The organism is Bhargavaea massiliensis, from assembly GCF_018390575.1.
Lineage (GTDB): Bacteria > Bacillota > Bacilli > Bacillales_A > Planococcaceae > Bhargavaea > Bhargavaea massiliensis.
The window spans coordinates 212,094-226,798 of record NZ_JAHBCJ010000007.1 but is presented as its reverse complement, the minus strand read 5'-3'; the positions used below and the strand labels follow the sequence as shown (position 1 = coordinate 226,798).

Below are 14,705 nucleotides of genomic sequence, written 5' to 3'. Positions count from 1 at the left end.
CGGGGATCGGGAACTCATTTCATCAGCGTTTTGCTGTTCAGTTTTCAAGGTTCATTATTCCGCCGCTCCGAAAGCGACTTCTCTATATTAGCACCGGCTCTCACCGAAGTCAACACTCTTTTTCAAGAAGTTTGACGCCGCGATCTTGCCGGCCGCCGCTCACAAGCGACGTTTACTATCATACTCAGTATCCGTCATTCCGTCAAGCGGTTTTTCAAATAAAAATACGGGGACTCCCGATCACTGTTCCGTGATCGGGGCCACCCGGTAGTTTCGATGCTCGATCCTGCCGTCCTTGGCCTGCTGCCGGACGACTTCTATAAGTCCTCTCTCAATCAGGTATTCAACAAACACTTCCAGATTCACAGAGTAGTTCCGGAGCTCATCGTGCTCGTGCAGTTCTTGGATCGTCCAGTCCTTTTTCTCTGACATGGCTGAAAGAATGTGGCGTGCTCCGTCCGTCACTTTGGAATTGATGAAGAATTCCCCTGCGAGGAACAAAAGCTCCAACCGCTTTTCAAGCGTCTCGTCACTCAAAACCAATTCCTCATACAACTTATAGATGGCAGGGTCGATCTTCTTGACCTGCGACCAGACAGTCACTTCTGGAAACAGTCCGCTTTCGAGCACAGCCAGCCGGGCGAGTCCATGGAGGGAACGGACAACATGATTATAGGCGTCCAGGTAGTTCTGCTGTTCGAAAAACATGCGTCCCTCCATATAATGCCGGATCAGGCGGGAGAATTCGAGGCCGGCTTTGATCTGCCTTCCATAGAACGGAAAATCTTTTAGTTCCGTCTTCAGGTTTTCAATATATTCATTTCTATCAAAGAGGATGCGCCCGAAAAAGAGCCAGTCCACGATTTTGCGGTTCGTGCCCAGCAGGAGCCACTTTTTAAGCTGCCGCTCCGCGACAACATGCATGGCCGCCTTTTCCAGGCCATCCGTGTAATGTTTTGTGAAGACGGGCCGCTCCGCATCCTGTACAAGGATGAGAAGAATCGCATCGAACGTATCCGTGACGGGATCCAACTTGTCCCGCTTCTCGACCAGAATGACACCGAGCGTGTCCGGGTCACCTGCACGTTCCTGATAAATCGGCCGCAGTAGATGCTCCATGGGGGATTCCTCCTTTTATCTCTGTGTGCAAATTCGACAAGCATTCCGGGATTCCTTCCCGCCCCGGAAAAAAGGAAAGCCAAATTCGCCTTCCCATCATAAAATCGTCAATCTTGTGGAGGCCTGATGGGAAACGGTGCCGGAGATATGTGGTATAGTAGACGGGAAATGAGGAGGAAAGTCGATACATGAAACCATATAAGAATAAAATCAACCGGATCCGGTCCTTTGCTCTGGCACTGATCTTTATCGGATTTGTTGTAATGTACTTCGGTATCTTCTTTAAGCAGCACCCGATCGTGATGATCATCTTCATGGTCCTCGGGCTTCTCTGCATCATCGCGAGCACCGTCGTGTACTTTTGGATCGGGATGTTGTCGACCAAAGCTGTCCAGGTCGTCTGTCCAAACTGCGGGAAAGAGACGAAGATGCTCGGCCGGGTCGATATGTGCGGCCACTGCCGGGAACCGCTTACGCTTGACCCTGAACTGGAAGGCAAAGAGTTCGACGAAGCCTACAACCGAAAAAATCATGCACAAACAGAAAAATGATTTGCCAAGCCGCCCTTCCGAAGGCGGCTTTTTTTAATGGAAAATAAAAAACTCACGGGGCGAAGGCCTCGTGAGTCCGGTCCCTTACTGGACCACTGAATTGGTTTTGTTTTCTGCGCAGTCCGGGCATTTGCCGTAGACCTCCATCCTGTGGGAGTCTACCTGGAACCCGGTAATGTGGGAAGCCAGATGCTCGACTTCGTCCAATCCCGGATAGTGGAAATCGACAATCTTGCCGCAGTCACTGCAGATGATGTGGTAATGGTCATGAGTCACAAAATCGAACCGGCTCGAAGAATCTCCGTACGGAAGTTCCTTTACCAGGCCGGCCTCGCGAAAAACTCGGAGGTTGTTATAGACGGTAGCGACACTCATATTCGGGAACTTATCCTCCAGCGCACGATAAATTTCATCGGCAGTCGGATGGGACATGGAAGTTACAAGAAATTCAAGAATCGCATGCCGTTGTGGCGTGATCCTCACGCCGCTTGTCTTCAACGTATCCAGCGCTTCCTGAAGCACAGTTTCAGACATGGACATGCCCACCTCTTTCCATAGAGATTCCTTTGTAATAATTGTTATAAACAGTTTATAAGAAAGAAGGCATGCCTGTCAATGAAACCCCCTTGCCTCTTTACTCCGCGTGAAGAACATCCTCCGAGCGCCCGAGCTTCGTGTTGACATAGCGTGCTGCGACGAACAGGAAATCCGATAAGCGGTTCAGGTAGGCAAGAACATCCGGATTCACATGGTCGCCGGTAAGGATAGCAGCCCGCTCCGCCCTGCGGACCACTGTTCTTGCGTAGTGAAGTCCCGCCGATGCCGGGTGTCCGCCCGGCAGGATGAAATTCTTAAGCGGTGCCAGCTCTGCGTCATATCCGTCGATCCATTCTTCGAGCTGTTCAATCTCGGTCTTTTCCAGTTTCCACTTGACCTCTTTCCCCTCCGGCGTCGCCAGCTCCGCGCCGACATGGAACAGCACCGTCTGAATCCGGCGGAAAGCGGCCAAAAGCTCGTCTTTCCCGTCAAAGAACTCTTGGTGGAGATGTGAAAGCGCAAGACCGATTGCGCTGTTGGCTTCATCGCAAGTGCCGTAAGCATCGACGAGCGGATCCGTCTTGGATACCCTCTTCCCGTAGATGAGGGAAGTCTGCCCCTTATCACCTGTCCGCGTGTAAATCTTCATATTTAATATCCCCTTTCCGGATCGACCCGGTTTACCATTTCATCCGTCCTGCCATCCAGATAGGCGCGGAGGTTCGGCATGAAGATTTCAAGCGACCGCTCGACGTATTTGCCGGACAGCGCCGAGATATGCGGGGAAACCGTCACATTCCCCATCTTCCAGAAGGGACTGTCCGAAGGAAGAGGCTCGGTTTCGAATACATCCAAAACTGCAGCGGCCGGGCGGCCTTGCTCCAGTCCTTCGATCAGCACCTTTTCATCGTAAAGGTCGCCTCTTCCGAAGTTGAGGAACAACGCCGTGTCCTTCATTGCCGCAAAATGCTCGCGGCCCAGAAGCCTTTTTGTTTCCGGGGTGCTCGGAAGAACCGAGATGATGGTATCCATCTCTGGGAGTGCCTCCAAAAGCCCCTCAAAAGAAACCATCTCATCCATATGCTCCGCCTGCCTGCCGGAACGGTTGCATCCGTAAGTCCGGACACCGAACGCCTGGAGAAGCCTGCCCGTCTCGCCGCCGATTGCCCCCGGCCCCAAAATCAGTGCCTTCGAGCCGAGCAGCTCTGTCCCGCGTATTTTCTTGTTCCATTCGCTTCTGGATTGCTGCGCATACACATCCTGCAGCTTTTTCCTGTATGCCAAAATATGCGCAAGCATGGTTTCTGCCATCGGCGTTTTATGGATTCCCCGCACATTTGTTACCTGTATGCCCATATTCGCAATCTGCCCCAGAGGCATTTGTTCCATCCCGGCCGAAGCAACCATGATCCACTTCAGGTTTTTGGCGCGAGCCAGGACGCTTTCATCGATATCCGTACCGTACGTGACGATGACTTCACTCGATTCGATTGCAGGATCGTCCGCTTTCCGTCCGAACAGGAAATTGTTCTCCGGAAACTCATTCCTGAGCATTTCTTCCTGATGCTCTTTGATTCTGAACAAAAACAATACGTCCATGCCCGACTCCCCCTTAGTTATCCGTCAGTTGCCTGAGCGTTTCGAGTGCATCCTCGACATGTCCCTTCACACGCACTTTCCGCCATTCTTTCACGACCGTGCCTGTCGGGTCGATCAGGAATGTCGACCGCTCGATCCCCATATATTCCTTTCCAAAGTTCTTTTTCAGCGTCCAGACCCCATACTGTTCCGCCACCTTATGATCTTCATCCACCAGCAGCCTGAACGGCAGGCCGTGCTTGCCGATGAATTTCGCATGGGATGTCTCACTGTCCGGGCTTACGCCGAGAATGACCGCATTCAGCTTTTCAAACTCATCGTGGCTGTCGCGGAAGTCACATGCTTGGGTCGTGCAGCCCGGCGTGTTGTCTTTTGGATAAAAATAAAGCACAACATACTGCTTCCCTTTGAATTCGGACAGCGAGACCGTATTCCCTTCGCTGTCTTTTAGTGAAAAGTCCGGTGCGGACAGCCCTTCCAATGTTTCTGCCATTCCCAATCCCTCCGTTAAGTCATTTTCTTCATCGTACCGGAGCGCACGGGGCATGACAATTTTTTTGGTGTTCCCCGTCCTCTTTGTCTACAATAAGAATCGGAGAATATGAATGGAGGGGTTCCATTGGAACGGAAACAGTCTGAACAGGTCTACAGCGAAGCGCTGAAGCATATTGTGGGCGGGGTCAACAGCCCGTCGCGCGCATACAAGGCGGTCGGCGGCGGTGCACCGACTGTGATGGAGCGTGCGGAAGGTGCGTACTTCTGGGATGTCGACGGCAACAAATACATCGACTACCTCGCAGCATACGGCCCGATCATCACCGGCCATGCGCACCCGCATATTACAGAAGCGATCACGCGTGCCGCACAGACGGGAGTGCTCTATGGGACGCCGACCCGCCATGAAGTGAAGTTCGCGGAAATGCTGAAGGAAGCCATCCACTCGCTGGATAAGGTGCGCTTTACGAACTCCGGAACGGAATCCGTCATGTCGACGATCCGTGTCGCCCGCGCCTATACCGGCCGGACGAAAGTACTGAAGTTTGCCGGATGCTACCACGGGCACTCTGATCTCGTTCTTGTTGCGGCGGGCTCTGGTCCTGCGACACTCGGCACACCGGATTCTGCGGGAGTTCCGAAATCGATTGCGGAAGAGATGATCACGATCCCGTTCAACGATGAGGAGTCCTACCGCAAAGCGATGGAACAGTGGGGAGACGAGCTGGCGTGCATCCTCATCGAACCGATTGTCGGCAACTTCGGGATTGTCGAGCCGGAGAAGGGCTTCCTCGAACTGGTTCATGAGCTTGCGAAGAAACATGGCGCGCTTACGATCTATGATGAAGTGATCACGGCGTTCCGCTTCCACTATGGCGGCGCACAGGACCTCCTCGGCCTGACACCGGACCTTACCGCGATGGGCAAGATCATCGGCGGCGGCCTGCCGATCGGTGCTTACGGCGGCCGGAAGGAAATCATGGACCATGTTGCGCCGCTCGGCCCTGCCTACCAGGCAGGTACGATGGCCGGCAACCCGGCATCGATGTTGTCCGGCATCGCCTGCCTGGAAGTGCTGAAAAAGCCGGGCATCTACGATGAACTGGATCGTCTCGGCGCCATCCTAGAGGAAGGCCTTCTCGAATCCGCCCGGAAGCATGGCATCCCGATTACGATCAACCGGCTAAAAGGGGCGCTCGCCGTGTTCTTCACGGACCAAACCGTTAAAAACTACAAGCAGGCCGAAGACAGCGACGGTGAACAGTTCGCGGAATTCTTCCGCCTCATGCTGGAACGCGGCATCAATCTTGCCCCTTCAAAGTATGAGGCATGGTTCCTCACAACCGCCCATACAGAAGAAGATATCCGCGAAACCATCAAGGCTGCAGACGAATCCTTCGCCGAAATGGCGCGCGGATAACCGGGATGCAAGGGAACGATTGATTTCCCTTCCGCCGTTGGGGTAAAGTATGAGAACAAATAAACAGCGCGGAAAGGACAATCACTGAATGAAACTCGGTGCACGAATTTTAAAAACCGGTGTCGCGATCGTCCTCGCCCTGTTCCTTGCCCAGATGATGGGGCTGCCGACACCTCTTTTCGCTGGGATTGCGGCAATTTTCGCGATCCAGCCTTCGATTTACCGCTCTTTCCGGACAATCATCCAGCAAGTCCAGGGAAATGTCATCGGAGCATTTATCGCGATCATTTTCGCCCTGATCTTCGGTGACCACCTGATCGGCGTGGGGTTCGCAGCCGTCACGATCATCGCCATCATGCTGAAGCTGAAGCTGGGCGATGCGGTGACACTCGCGCTCGTCATGATGATCGGGATCATGGAACTGCCGGATGAAAACTTCATCATGTATGCCGTGCTTCGGTTTTCAACGATGCTGACCGGTATCTTCTCCGCTTTCCTGGTGAATATGTTATTCCTGCCGCCAAAATACGAGCCGCGACTGTTCCAGTCTCTATACGACGTGCAGGATGAAATCATCCGCTGGACGCGTCTGACGGGACGCCAGGCCTCCGAGCATTCCGCAACGAAAAAGGCCATGGCCAAAATCAGCGAACGGTACGACAAGATCGACACGTATTTTTCCCTTTTCAAGGAGGAGCGCGGCCTATCGAAGGCATTCACCTTCCAGAAAGCGCGCAAGCTCGTCATCTACCGGCAGATGCTCGCCACGTCCCGTGACGGCTTTGATATCTTGAAGCAGCTTCACCTCTACGAAAATGAGCTGATCGACATGCCGCCGCATTTCCGGATGATGATCCAGGAATTGCTGGATGAGCTGCTTACCTATCATGAGCAGATTCTGCTGAAGTTTGCAGGCAAGCTGAAGGATGACCGGATGAGCCATACCGGACTGGACGGCAGGATGGACCGGCATGAAGTGATGGACATCTTCGTCAAGGAAATCAATATCGCCAAACAGGAAGAGGAGCAAGACTTCTCCGCCTATCATCTTTTGCACCTTCTTTCTTCGCTCCTTCAATATGAAGAGCAGTTGGAAGATCTCGACCGGATGATCGTCCGGTATGTGAAACGGCATGGAGACGAGATGGACGAAAAACTGCAGGAAGACATCATCTGATGTTGAAAAGGCCCGAGGCAATGGATGCCCGGGCTTTTTCTGCATTACGCCCCTATAGATATCGAGCATTCATCAGGAAATATCGTGCAATTCCCCGGAGATATCGATCACTTCCGCAACAATATCGACCACCGGCAAATAGCCGCCGCAGGCCCTGACTACGGGTTGCGGCGGCTCTATCTATCCTTACTGGCTGTCAGCAATTGAGATCAGTTCTTCATCTTCGGGTCAAGCGCATCCCGCAGCCCGTCCCCCATCAGATTGAACCCTAGGACGGTGAGCATGATGGCGAGTCCAGGGAAGATCATTGTCCATGGGGCGTCGCGCAGGTAGTTGCGGGCATCCGACAGCATTTTACCCCATTCCGGAGCGGGTGCCTGGGCACCGAGGCCGAGAAATCCGAGCGCCGCCGCTTCGAGGATCGCCGTGGCGACCGCAAGCGTCCCCTGGACGATGACCGGTGCCATCGAATTCGGAAGGATATGCGAGAACAGGATTCTCGAATCTCTCATGCCGATTCCTTTTGCCGCCGTGATGTATTCATCCTGCTTGATGCTCAGCACCCTGGAACGGATGAGCCGCCCGAAATTCGGGACGTTGATGACGGCGATTGCAATGAGCGCGTTCTGTAGCGAAGGCCCGAGAACGGACACGATTGCGATGGCGAGCAGGATTGACGGGAACGCGAGCATGATATCGAACAGGCGGGAAATGATCGTATCCACCCATCGCCCGTAATAACCGGCGATGATTCCGAGAAGGCTTCCGACGATCACCGATCCGATCACCGAGAAGAATCCGACCCAGAGTGAAATCCTGGCCCCGTGGATGACCCGGGAAAAAATATCGCGCCCAAAGTCATCCGTGCCGAACCAGTGCTCGGCGCCCGGTGCCATCAGCCGTTTGGACATGTCCTGTTCATTGATGCCTTCAGGCGCAATCAGCGGACCGACAAACGCGAGCAAAACAAACATCAGGACAATCGCCGCGCCAAAGAGGGCGGCCTTGCTTTTTCTGAAACCTGTCCAGGCCTCCCTCCAGGGGCCGGCCGCTTTTTCTTCCGGCGCCTCGGGTACCGGCTGTGTGACTGCTTCAGACATGGCGCATCCCCCTTTCCTCAGTCATATTTGATGCGCGGGTCGACCACGCTGTAAAGAATGTCGACGAGCAGGTTGATCATGACAAAGATAAACGCGACAACGAGGATTCCCGACTGGATCACCGGATAGTCCCGGAATCCGATCGCATCGTAAATGTAACGGCCGATCCCCGGCCACCCGAAGATCGTCTCGGTCAGTATGGCCCCGCCGAGCAGGATTCCCATCTGCAGGCCGATGACCGTAAGCACCGGGATAATCGCGTTTTTGAGCGCGTGCTTGTACACGACAAGCGACATCCGCTGGCCCTTTGAGCGTGCCGTGCGGACAAAGTCCGAGCGCATGACCTCGAGCATGCTTGAGCGCGTCATCCGTGCGATGATCGCCATCGGGATGGTCGCAAGCGCGATTCCCGGCAGAATCAGGTGCCGGACCACTTCGCCAAGCTGGTCAAAGCGTCCCTGGATGATCGTATCGATTACATACAGCCCGGTAATCGCCGAGACGGGATTCCGCACTTCCTCGCGGCCTGTCGTCGGAAGCATGTTCAGCTCGATTCCGAAGATCCACTGCTCCATTAGGCCGAGCCAGAAGATCGGCATCGACACCCCGATCAGCGCGATCACCATCGCGGCATAGTCGAACCACGAGTTCTGGAACCAGGCGGAGATGATGCCGGCATTTACTCCGACGATCACTGCGATGATCATGGCGAACACCGCAAGTTCGATGGTCGCCGCGAGATACGGCCAGATTTCCTGGGCTACGGGAGCCCGCGTCCTTAGTGACTCGCCGAGGTCACCGGTCAGGATGCCCGCGAGGAATTCAAAGTACTGGGTATACCACGGCTGATCGAGGCCGAGCTTGGCTTCAAGCGAGGCAACCGCCTCCGGGGATGCCTGCTGGCCGAGAATGACCTGCGCCGGATTGCCCGGAATCGCCCGGATGATCATGAAGACGATGAATGTCATGCCAAGAAGTACCGGGATCAGCTGCAGCAGCCGCTTTCCGATGTATTGGAGCATGGTTACCACTCCCTGAGTTCAGATTCTATAAACGGGAAAGGGGAAGAGGCGGTCACGCCCTTCCCCTCCTCCATCAGTTGAAGTCGACGTTGCTCAAGATGTCCGAACCCGTCGGATGCGCCTTGAAGCCGGTGATGTCAGCCGAGCCTGCAAGGAGCGGTGTGGAGTGAGCGAGCGGCACCCACGGAGCATCCTCATGGATGAGTTCCTGTGCCTTGGCATACAGCTCATTCCGCTTGTCTTCATCCACTTCGGTCTGAGCCTCGATCAGGATGTCGTGAAGCTCATCGTTGTCGTAGTACGTATAGTTGTTGCTGCCGATATTGTCCCCGTCAAGAAGGGCATAGATGAAGTTGTCCGCATCCCCGTTGTCCCCTGTCCAGCCGAGAAGGAATGCGTCCGCTTCCCCTTTGCTCGCCTTTTCAAGGTATGTGGCCCACTCATAGGAGACGATCTCTGCCGTCACGCCGATATCGGCCAGGTTCTTCTGGATGACTTCCGCCACCTTGGCGCCGTCCGGCATGTACGGGCGAGGGACCGGCATGGCCCACAGTTCCATTTCAAAACCGTCCGGGTAGCCTGCCTCGGCGAGGAGTTCTTTCGCTTTCTCAGGATCATACTCATAGCCTTCGATGCTGTCGTTGTATGCAGGAATCGACGGCGGGAGCGGGTTCTTTGCCGGCTCTGCCGCACCTTCGAAGAATGCATCGATGATTGCCTGCTTATCGATCGCGTGGTTGAATGCCTGGCGGACGAGCTTGTCGCCGAACGGCTCGCGCGTCACGGTCATGCCGAGGTATCCGATATTGAGCGACGGGCGCTCGAACAGCTGCAGGTTGTCATCGCCGCTGATGGTCGCCTGGTCAGATGGATTGATGCCGTCCGCAAGGTCGATGTCACCTGTGATGAGCGCGTTCAGCCGCGCTCCGTTGTCCGGAATGGAGCGGAAGACGACGCGGTCCAGTTTCGGAAGACCTTCCTTCCAGTAGTCTTCGTTTTTCTCGATCGTGATGGAATCGTTGCGCTTCCACTCTACAAACTTGAACGGTCCCGTACCGACCGGATTTTCACCGAATGCTTCGGGGTCCGCCTCGAATGCGTCGGGGCTTCCGATACCGAACATCGTCATCGCCAGGTTTTTCAGGAATGGAGCCTGCGGGCGCTTCAGTGTGAAGATTACGGTATGATCGCCCTCAGCGGTCACTGATTCGATGACATGGCTCTCATCCCCTTTGAATCCGCCGAACATCGACTGGTAGTAAGGGAAGGTGTCCGCATCACCATTTGCCCAGCGCTCGAAATTCTTTACAACCGCTTCCGCGTTGAAGTCGGTGCCATCGTGGAACTTGACGCCTTCCTCAAGCTGCAGCGTATACGTCAGGCCGTCCTCGGATGCTTCCCACTCCTTGGCGAGACCCGGCTGGAGCGTTGTATCTTGCTCCCCGAAATTAATCAGTGTCTCAAAGATATTGGCTGCGACTTTCATCGATTCGCCGTCCGTCACACGGGACGGATCGAGCGAGACAGAGTCACCGCCGCGTCCGAAGACAAGTGTCTTGCTTCCCCCACTGCTCTCTCCTGCACTTTCATCTTCCGTCCCGGCTTCACCGCCGTTGCCTGATTGGCAAGCCGCAAGGACCATGGAGACGATCAGCAGGACGGCAAGCGTCCATAATTTCCCCTTTTTCACAATGACCCCTCCGTCACTAGTGTTTTATTATCATCGCCTCGCGCTTCCTCCGTGTAGAGGTGGCACGCGACAGAATGACCGGTTTCCTGTTCCGTAAGTGCCGGAACCTTTGACTGGCAGATATCCATCCTGAATGGGCAGCGGGAATGGAACGGGCAGCCCAGAGGCGGATCCGCCGGGCTCGGAATGTCGCCTTCAAGGACAATCTGCTCCCTGACGAACCCCGGATCCGGCACGGGCACTGCTGAAAGCAGCGCCTGCGTATACGGATGGAGCGGCATCTCATAGAGCCTGTCGCTTTCCGCCATCTCGACGATACGGCCAAGATACATGACCGCCACCCTGTCGCTGATGTGCCGGACGACGCTAAGGTCGTGCGAGATGAAAATGTAGGTCAGCCCGAACTCCCGCTGCAGATCCTGCATCAGGTTCAGGACCTGTGATTGTATCGAAACATCAAGCGCCGATACCGGTTCGTCGGCGATGATCAGCTTCGGGTTCGTCATGAGTGCTCTCGCAATGCCGATCCGCTGTCGTTGTCCCCCGCTGAATTGGTGCGGATACCGGTTGACATGGTAGCCGCTCAGCCCGACAATCTCCAAAAACTCCCGCACTTTACGTTTCCGTTCTTTCGGATCCTTCACCCCGTGCACAAGCAGCGGCTCTTCCAAGATCTTACCGATTGTGTGCCGAGGGTTAAGCGATGCATAAGGGTCCTGGAACACCATCTGGATATCCCTTCGCATCTTCCTCATATCGTCATTCCCGAGTGCTGTCAATTCCCTGCCGTTGAAAGTGACTTTCCCTTCCGTCGGCTCCAGAAGTCTCATCAAAAGCCGGCCTGTCGTTGACTTCCCGCATCCTGACTCGCCGACGATGCCGAGCGTCTCACCAGGCAGCACATCGAAACTGACACCGTCGACCGCCTTGATATGCCCTTTCACGCGGCCGAGCGCCCCCTTCTTCACGGGGAAGTGCTTTTTCAGCCCTTCAACCTTCAGCAAGGGCTCCTTCATATGCAGCCGCCTCCTTTCTTTCTCTCAGGAAGCAGCGGGCACTGTGGCCATCTCCCGTATCGTAAAGTTCAGGGTCTTCCTCGGTGCACCGTCCGAAAGCATACGGGCAGCGCGCCGCAAAACGGCATCCCGTTCGGATCGAACCAGGGCGTGGGACATTGCCCGGAATCGGGTCGAGCCGCTCCTGCTTGAACCGCATGTCCGGAACCGATTTCAGCAGCCCTTCCGTGTACGGGTGCTGCGGATTCTGAAAAATCTCCCTGACCGGGCCTTCCTCGACCACCTTGCCCGCATACATGACGATGACCCGGCTGCATGTTTCCGCGACAACTCCGAGATCGTGGGTGATCAGCAGTACCGCCGTATCCAGCCTCTCGTTCAGGTCTTTCATGAGCTTGAGGATCTGCGCCTGGATCGTCACGTCCAGAGCAGTCGTCGGCTCATCGGCGATCAGCACTTTCGGCTCGCAGATCAGTGCCATCGCAATCATGACCCGTTGCCGCATTCCGCCCGACAGCTGATGCGGATAGTCGTCCATGATTTCCCCGGCCCGAGGAAGCCCGACGAGCCGGAGCATGTCGATTGCCTTTTTGCGGGCGGCCTTCTTGCTGGTTTTCCGGTGAATGCGGAGCGGTTCGATCATCTGGTCGCCGATTGTGAACAGCGGGTTCAGTGAAGTCATCGGTTCCTGAAAAATCATGGCGATTTCATTTCCCCGGACTTTTCGCATTTTCCGCTCATTCAGCTTCAGGAGATCCGTTCCCCCGTACAGGATCTCCCCGCCGGTCACTTTGCCGGGCGGATTGGGGACCAGTCCCATGACGGAGAGCGATGTGACACTCTTGCCGCAGCCCGATTCTCCGACAATGCCGAGCACCTCGCCCCGGTACAGGTCAAAGTCCACTCCGTCCACCGCCGGCACGACGCCGCCGTCCGTGAAGAATGACGTGCGCAGCCCGCTCACCTCGAGCACTTTCTGTCGGCTGTCCAATGCCGTCTCCCCCCTTTGTCTCTCTGCAGGTTGATTGCCATATGAATTGCATGCGCTTACATTTTTCAGATGATTCTGCGTTATCTTATTATACAAATCTATCCGTGAGATTCAAGACTTTCTTTGAAAGTCATACCTCTAACATGGAGAAAAAGTCCCGAAACGACAAAAATCCCGCTTCTCATGTGAGAAACGGGATCGAATAACACGGATACAAACCAAGACGGGATTATTGTTCCGGCACACCAAGTTCCTGGACCTGGAACAGGTCGTGATAGATGCCTCCACGCTCCAGCAGTTCGGCATGTGTGCCGCTTTCCTTGAGTTCGCCGTGGTCGATGACGAAAATGTTGTCGGCATGGGTGATCGTGGAAAGGCGGTGGGCCACGATAATCGTCGTCCGGTCATGCGCGAGCCGTTCCAGCGAGTCCTGGATGAGTGCTTCGCTCTCAAGGTCGAGCGCGGATGTTGCTTCATCGAGGATCAGGATCGATGGATTTTTCAGGAACACGCGGGCGATCGCGATGCGCTGTTTTTGCCCGCCTGAAAGCTTGACGCCTCGCTCCCCGACTTCCGTGTCATAGCCTTCCGGGAGGCCCATGATAAAGTCGTGCGCGTTTGCGGCTTTCGCTGCCCCGATCACTTCTTCATCGGTGGCATCCGGCTTGCCCATCAGAATGTTTGATTTGACCGACGAGCTGAACAGCAGGTTATCCTGCAGGACAATCCCGATATTTTTACGGAGCGACCGGACGGTCACATCGCGGATATCATGGCCGTCGATCCGGACCGCTCCGCCGGTAACATCATAAAACCGCGGAATCAGGCTGATGATCGTCGACTTTCCGCCCCCGCTCATGCCGACGAATGCGACCGTTTCACCCGGACGGACGGTGAGGTTGATGCCCTTAAGCACATCTCCGTCCTCTTCTTCATACCGGAAGCGGACATTGTCGAATTCCACTTTGCCCTTGGCTTCCGGCATGATGGATGCTCCCGGTTTGTCGGTGATGTCATAGTTCTCATCCATGAGTTCGAACACCCGGTCCATCGACGCGACTGACTGGGTAAGTGTCGTGGACGAGTTGACGAGCCGCCGGAGCGGACTGTACAGACGGTCGATGTAGGCGATAAACGCGACCATCGTCCCAATCGTGAGATCCCCGCCGATCACATGCCATCCCGCATAGGCGATGACGAGAAGCGGCGCAACATCGGTAATCGTGTTGACGACTGCGAACGCCTTGGCATTCCACTTTGTATGGTCGATCGCGGCATCCAGGAATTCGCCGTTCGTCTCATCGAACAGCCCCTTTTCCCGCTTTTCAAGGGAAAAGCTTTTGATGACACTCATCCCGGACACCCGTTCGTGAAGATAACTCTGCACATTCGCAAGCGCCTGGGAACGCACCCGTGTCAGTTCACGCAGTCTGCCAAAAAAGTGCTTGACGCTCCAAGCGTAGAACGGGAATGCGAGAAGCGTTACGAGTGTCAGCTTCACATCCATTGTCAGCATGATGCCGACAGCGATCAGGATCGTGGCAAGATCGAGCCAGACGTTCATGAGTCCGATCATGACAAAGTTCTTGGTCTGCTCGACGTCGTTGATGACCCGGGAGATGACCTCTCCCGCCCGGGTATTGGAATAATACTTGAGGCTTAATTTTTGCAGATGTTCGTAAATCTGGCTCCGGATATCAAAAAGAATTTTGTTCGATGTGTACTGGGCGTAGTACTGCCGGAAATACTCGACCGGCGGACGGATCAGGAAAAACAGCAGCATCGTGCCGCCGAGCCACCAGAGAAGCTGTTCCCGCTTTTCCGCTGCGCTCAGCGTATCCGCGATGATGATGTTGTCAATGACGAGTTTGATGAGGTAAGGGATAAAAAGCGGGATTGCAAACTTCAAGATCCCGATGAGTAACGTGAAAATGATCATCCAGGTGTACGGCTTGACGAACGCCATGTACCGTTTCATGCTGCCGATG

14 protein-coding genes are annotated in these 14,705 nt (G+C 55.0%); 3 read left to right on the top strand and 11 right to left on the bottom strand.

The window, feature by feature from the left end; all coding sequences use genetic code 11:
* Nucleotides 1–240 precede the first annotated feature (240 nt).
* Nucleotides 241–1,119 (bottom strand): nucleotidyltransferase-like protein, encoded by an 879-nt coding sequence (locus tag KHA84_RS12270; RefSeq protein WP_213423805.1) that lies wholly within the window; start codon nucleotides 1,117–1,119, stop codon nucleotides 241–243.
* A 188-nt stretch (nucleotides 1,120–1,307) separates the two neighbouring features.
* Between KHA84_RS12270 and KHA84_RS12265 the strand changes: the two genes are divergently transcribed.
* Nucleotides 1,308–1,670: a YgzB family protein gene (locus KHA84_RS12265; protein WP_213423804.1), complete on the top strand. Its 363-nt coding sequence runs from the start codon at nucleotides 1,308–1,310 to the stop codon at nucleotides 1,668–1,670.
* 84 nt (nucleotides 1,671–1,754) lie between these two features.
* Here KHA84_RS12265 and perR read toward each other — a convergent pair whose 3' ends face one another.
* From perR to bcp, 4 genes are all read right to left on the bottom strand, one after another.
* Nucleotides 1,755–2,204: a peroxide-responsive transcriptional repressor PerR gene (gene perR, locus KHA84_RS12260; RefSeq protein ID WP_213423803.1), complete on the bottom strand. Its 450-nt coding sequence runs from the start codon at nucleotides 2,202–2,204 to the stop codon at nucleotides 1,755–1,757.
* Nucleotides 2,205–2,304: 100 nt separating this feature from the next.
* Complete coding sequence (locus KHA84_RS12255; RefSeq protein ID WP_213423802.1) at nucleotides 2,305–2,856, bottom strand: cob(I)yrinic acid a,c-diamide adenosyltransferase; 552 nt, start codon at nucleotides 2,854–2,856, stop codon at nucleotides 2,305–2,307.
* Between the two features lie 2 nt (nucleotides 2,857–2,858).
* Nucleotides 2,859–3,806, bottom strand: coding sequence for a D-2-hydroxyacid dehydrogenase (locus KHA84_RS12250; protein ID WP_213423801.1), 948 nt, complete (start codon nucleotides 3,804–3,806; stop codon nucleotides 2,859–2,861).
* 13 nt (nucleotides 3,807–3,819) lie between these two features.
* Nucleotides 3,820–4,299 (bottom strand): thioredoxin-dependent thiol peroxidase, encoded by a 480-nt coding sequence (gene bcp / locus KHA84_RS12245; RefSeq protein ID WP_213423800.1) that lies wholly within the window; start codon nucleotides 4,297–4,299, stop codon nucleotides 3,820–3,822.
* A 126-nt stretch (nucleotides 4,300–4,425) separates the two neighbouring features.
* On the opposite strand from bcp, the gene KHA84_RS12240 reads away from it, so the two are divergent.
* Both KHA84_RS12240 and KHA84_RS12235 read left to right on the top strand, forming a co-directional pair.
* A complete protein-coding gene (locus KHA84_RS12240) occupies nucleotides 4,426–5,721 on the top strand; it encodes a glutamate-1-semialdehyde 2,1-aminomutase (RefSeq protein ID WP_272875298.1) in 1,296 nt (431 codons plus the stop codon).
* Nucleotides 5,722–5,809: 88 nt separating this feature from the next.
* Nucleotides 5,810–6,898: an FUSC family protein gene (locus KHA84_RS12235; RefSeq protein ID WP_213423798.1), complete on the top strand. Its 1,089-nt coding sequence runs from the start codon at nucleotides 5,810–5,812 to the stop codon at nucleotides 6,896–6,898.
* A gap of 209 nt (nucleotides 6,899–7,107) precedes the next feature.
* Here the strand turns inward: KHA84_RS12235 and nikC are convergent, their stop codons facing one another.
* The 6 genes from nikC to KHA84_RS12205 form a co-directional block, all read right to left on the bottom strand.
* Nucleotides 7,108–7,998, bottom strand: coding sequence for a nickel transporter permease (gene nikC / locus KHA84_RS12230; protein ID WP_213423797.1), 891 nt, complete (start codon nucleotides 7,996–7,998; stop codon nucleotides 7,108–7,110).
* Between the two features lie 17 nt (nucleotides 7,999–8,015).
* Nucleotides 8,016–9,020 carry an ABC transporter permease gene (locus KHA84_RS12225; protein ID WP_213423796.1) on the bottom strand — a complete coding sequence of 335 codons (1,005 nt, stop codon included), beginning with the start codon at nucleotides 9,018–9,020 and terminating at the stop codon, nucleotides 8,016–8,018.
* Nucleotides 9,021–9,093: 73 nt separating this feature from the next.
* Entirely contained in the window at nucleotides 9,094–10,710 is a 1,617-nt protein-coding gene (locus KHA84_RS12220; protein ID WP_213423795.1) for an ABC transporter substrate-binding protein, read from the bottom strand.
* Entirely contained in the window at nucleotides 10,707–11,726 is a 1,020-nt protein-coding gene (locus KHA84_RS12215) for an ABC transporter ATP-binding protein (RefSeq protein WP_213423794.1), read from the bottom strand. Before KHA84_RS12215 ends, KHA84_RS12220 begins: the two co-directional genes overlap by 4 nt.
* A complete protein-coding gene (locus KHA84_RS12210) occupies nucleotides 11,701–12,717 on the bottom strand; it encodes an ABC transporter ATP-binding protein (protein WP_213423793.1) in 1,017 nt (338 codons plus the stop codon). Before KHA84_RS12210 ends, KHA84_RS12215 begins: the two co-directional genes overlap by 26 nt.
* Nucleotides 12,718–12,946: 229 nt before the next feature.
* On the bottom strand, nucleotides 12,947–14,704 hold the full coding sequence (locus tag KHA84_RS12205) for an ABC transporter ATP-binding protein (protein ID WP_336511149.1): 1,758 nt from the start codon (nucleotides 14,702–14,704) through the stop codon (nucleotides 12,947–12,949).
* Nucleotide 14,705: the final 1 nt, after the last annotated feature.